Origin of the sequence: Mesorhizobium sp. M0239 (genome assembly GCF_040321815.1) — a bacterium.
GTDB lineage: Bacteria > Pseudomonadota > Alphaproteobacteria > Rhizobiales > Rhizobiaceae > Mesorhizobium.
The window spans coordinates 1-3,593 of the sequence record NZ_JAMYSG010000078.1 but is presented as its reverse complement, the minus strand read 5'-3'; the positions used below and the strand labels follow the sequence as shown (position 1 = coordinate 3,593).

Here is a 3,593-nt window from a genome sequence, read left to right as displayed (position 1 = left end):
AGTTCGACATCATGACGACCTCGTTCTTCCTGTCACGGCGTTCGCTCAAGGCCTCGCCCAATTCCGGCATGCCGGTGTGGCAGGACCGGTTGTTCATCGGCCTGGCGCGTACGGCGGCCGACGCGACGGAGTACTTCCAGATCCCGACCGGACGCGTCGTCGAGATCGGAACGCAAGTGACGATTTAGGGCATGCCGCGGTTGAGAAGAATCGGTGCTGTCACATTGATTGAGCGGTAAGGAAATTCAGGTAGCAGCGCGCCCGGCACTGTAAGTTTCAGCGGCTTGATGCAGCGATAGCTGGCGGGACGGCTGTCACGCTGTGGCGACACACGCGATTTTGTTCCAGATTTGCATGGGGCGTTACGCAGGTCTCGATGTTGAGCCGATGACAGCGCATTGCAGGGAAAGTGAGCAGGTCGGCAGTCGGATCATGGATGGAAACGAACCGCTGAAGCTGGCGTGCCGACTTGAAGCGTTTCATGATCCTTTCGCGTCGTCGGGTCGGCTGGTGCGAATTTTCCGCTCGATTATTCAGGCCTGTGTGCGACCGGTGTTCGACGCCGGGCATGAGGTCGCGCATGGCGGCATCATAGGATCGGAGCTTGTCGGTGATCATGATCCGTGGTGTCCGCCCTTGAGCTTTCAGCAACTTGCGCATCAGACGCTTTGCCGCCTTGGCATTTCGGCGGCTTTGTACCAGCACTTCGAGGACGAAGCCGTCCTGATCGACGGCACGCCGGAGCCACTGCTTCTTGCCACTGATAGCCACGACACATTCGTCGAGATGCCATTTATCGCCCAGGCAGCCGGCTGATATTGATCTCCTGGGCGGAATGCCGTCCGAATTTCTCCGCGCAGCTTCGAACGGTCTGATGCGTGACGATGATGCCGCGGGCCGCCAGCATGTCCTCAACCATGCGCAGGCTGAGCGGAAAGCGAAAGTAGAGCCATACCGCGTGCGCAATGATCTCGGCGGGAAAGCGGTGGCGACCATAGAGCGGATCACGAGCAACTTCTGACATGGCCCAATGTACGCACATCTTCATAAGCTGTCGGTTGACTTTACGATGCCGCGCCAAGCGAGCAGCATCCGGCCGGCGGGGCCGACCCCGTCTCCCGGCCGTGAGCAGAACGGCATCGCGCAGGTGCCGCTTCATCCTCGACCGGCCAGCCTGCTTTGCCGTTACCGCCGCCGCCGAAAGCGCCAGGCGTTGCCGCCAGGCGCCGATCCGCCGGCAGCGGTTCGTTTCCACCGATGATCCGAGTGCCAACCAGTTCCACTTTCCCCCAATACCTGCGTAACGCCGCCATGCAAATCTGGAACAAAATCGCGTATGTCGCCGCAGCATGACAGCCGTCCCGACCAGCTATCGCTGCATCAATACGCTGATATCTTTACAGTGCCCGCACGCCTCTCGCGCGCCAACGGCCAGTCGGGTGTCGCGAATGAGGCGCGCTGAAGCCATCCGGCTCAGCCGATCATGGCGCTTCGGTTGCCGGGTTCGAGGTCGTGGCCTCTGCCGCTGCGCGATTCTAGCATTTGCGCCTTGGAGAGCTCTGCTTCAGCCTCGGCGAGGCATGGCTCGGCTGCGGTTCTCTGCCGCAGAAGGTCCGATTGCGAATTCTTGACGTTGTCACGACGTAGGCGAGCGGCCTTGGCGAACGTCGGATAAGCGAAATGATTGACATCGGAGATGCCGGCCTTCGTTTCCTCGGCGTTTAACTGGAAGTCCAGTTCTCGCGCCATGCGTTCGAAATCGGCAATCATGATGTCTAGCTGGTGCAACTGTCGCCGCTTCTCATTCACCTGAAATTGCTTCAGTCGGACCAGATTACCTCGTGGCTTCATGACTCGGTACTCCGGTACCCATTTCGTCCAATCAAACCGCTCTCTCCCCTTAACGTTAGGCCTACAGCGACTCTCACGTTTTCTGCTGCGAGCGGAAACATATTTTCCAAAATCCTTGGCCGATGGCTATGAGTTCAATGGCATCGACAAGCATGCGAGCGGGGGACTTAAGGGGCGGTAAAAAAAGGCGGAATAGGGCGATTTTCACAATGTCTGCATTGAACGCGTTGAGACCTGCGGCGGGCTTGACACACAAAGCAATCGTCAAGATTTGCGACATGGACGCCGGGGGGCATGAATACGCCCGCCGTCAGCTACACGCCCCCCGATTTCCGCCGCCTATTATCTCCCACGCGGTCTGGCTTTATTTCCGGTTTCCGCTGAGCCTGCGCCTGGTTGAGGAAATGCTGCTGGAACGCGGCATCGTGGTTTCGTATGAGACAAGTCGCCGGTGGGGCATCAAGTTCGGGCTGGACTGCGCTCGCTGCTTGCGCCGCAAGCCGCCGTGCCGGAATGACGTCTGGTACCTGAACGAAGTGGTCGTCACCATCGCCCGGCAAAAAGCTTTGGTTGTGGCGCACCGTCGACCAGGATGGATATGTGCTGGACGAAATCGTGCAAAACCGCCGCAACACCAAGGCCGCCAAGCGCTTGCTGACGCGGCTGTTGAAGAAGCAGGGGCTCGCGCCGAAGCGCATGATCACCGACTAGCTGCGCTCGTATGGAGCGGCAAAGCGACAGGTGATGCCGGACGTCAAGCACCGGTCGCACAAGGGGTTGAACAACGGAGCGGAGAATTCCCATGTGCCGCCGCGAAAACGGGAGCGGATGATGCAGGGGTCCGATCGCCGAGAGGCCTGCAACGCTTCGTCTCGACCTTGTCAGCCCTCCGCAACCTCTTCGTCCCGCCCCGCCCCAAACGTTCTGCTCTCGCCATACATGTTCATCGCCTCAGCGCGATGGCGCTGGTGATATCACGACGCGTTTGTACCGCTCGACCTACGCCACAGGTGCCGACGCTGTGACGAGCTTCGTCGGTCGCGTGTCGAGTGACGGCACCGGGGACAATTATCGTCGACCGCAGTCCATTGCCCAGACCAAGGCGCTTCTCGGCGTCGGCACGATGGCAAATCGCAGCGTCACGATCTCGGCCGCTGCCCCTTCTGGCGGCGTGGACGGTGATTTCTGGGTGCAGCCGTAATGGCCCTTTACGTCAAAGCCTCCGGGGTCTGAGGGGCGGCCAGCGCCGTCTGGGTGAAAATCTCAAGCCTCTGGACCAAGGCTCGACAGGTCTATGTGCGCAGCTCGGGCGTCTGGGAGAAAATGTTCCCGATAGATCTGGTCTTCAATGGCACTCACGAAGACTCGACTGCCACGACCGTTTACACCCACACCAGCATTCCGCTTCTTGTCGCGCCACACGCTAATCGTCGTGTCATCGTGACAACTGAGACCACTGACACCGAAAGTGCAGTGACCGTCAACAGTATGACGATTGGGGGTGTGGCTGCCACCCTTCTCGCTCAGGTGGAAAGCATCTTCAATTCTGGTGTGGTCTATCTGTCAGTGTGGTCAGCCCTCGTGCCAACCGGTACGACGGCAACGATCGTGACCACGTATAGTGAGAGCGTGTTCCGTGACTACATGTCGGTCTATAGTACGCATCCGGTGAAGACCGCAGACGTGCGTATCCGGCGGCCTTGAGCACCGCGGTGCTGGGGTCAAGCTTTCGATGGGGAGAC

The 3,593-nt window shown here is 59.6% G+C and carries 4 protein-coding genes and 3 pseudogenes; 4 read left to right on the top strand and 3 right to left on the bottom strand.

The window, feature by feature from the left end:
* Window positions 1-188: KUP/HAK/KT family potassium transporter (locus NKI99_RS33490; RefSeq protein WP_352443283.1), on the top strand; the 188-nt coding region annotated here is incomplete at its 5' end.
* A 126-nt stretch (window positions 189-314) separates the two neighbouring features.
* Here the strand turns inward: NKI99_RS33490 and NKI99_RS33485 are convergent.
* From NKI99_RS33485 to NKI99_RS33475, 3 genes and pseudogenes are all read right to left on the bottom strand, one after another.
* Window positions 315-1,024 (bottom strand): annotated as a pseudogene (locus tag NKI99_RS33485) (IS6 family transposase).
* A 75-nt stretch (window positions 1,025-1,099) separates the two neighbouring features.
* A pseudogene (locus NKI99_RS33480) lies at window positions 1,100-1,351 on the bottom strand (DUF1403 family protein); the annotation flags it as partial.
* A 122-nt stretch (window positions 1,352-1,473) separates the two neighbouring features.
* Window positions 1,474-1,851, bottom strand: a complete 378-nt coding sequence (locus NKI99_RS33475; protein WP_023679574.1) for a hypothetical protein — start codon at window positions 1,849-1,851, stop codon at window positions 1,474-1,476.
* 294 nt (window positions 1,852-2,145) lie between these two features.
* Between NKI99_RS33475 and NKI99_RS33470 the strand changes: the two are divergent.
* The 3 genes and pseudogenes from NKI99_RS33470 to NKI99_RS33460 all read left to right on the top strand — a co-directional run bounded on the left by NKI99_RS33470 (window position 2,146) and on the right by NKI99_RS33460 (window position 3,555).
* Window positions 2,146-2,876 (top strand): annotated as a pseudogene (locus tag NKI99_RS33470) (IS6 family transposase).
* Entirely contained in the window at window positions 2,873-3,052 is a 180-nt protein-coding gene (locus NKI99_RS33465; RefSeq protein WP_031194388.1) for a hypothetical protein, read from the top strand. The pseudogene NKI99_RS33470 and the gene NKI99_RS33465 overlap by 4 nt, the downstream one beginning before the upstream one ends.
* Window positions 3,053-3,174: 122 nt before the next feature.
* The gene (locus NKI99_RS33460) at window positions 3,175-3,555 is read left to right on the top strand and encodes a hypothetical protein (RefSeq protein WP_352613709.1); all 381 of its coding nucleotides are present in this window, start codon (window positions 3,175-3,177) and stop codon (window positions 3,553-3,555) included.
* Window positions 3,556-3,593: the final 38 nt, after the last annotated feature.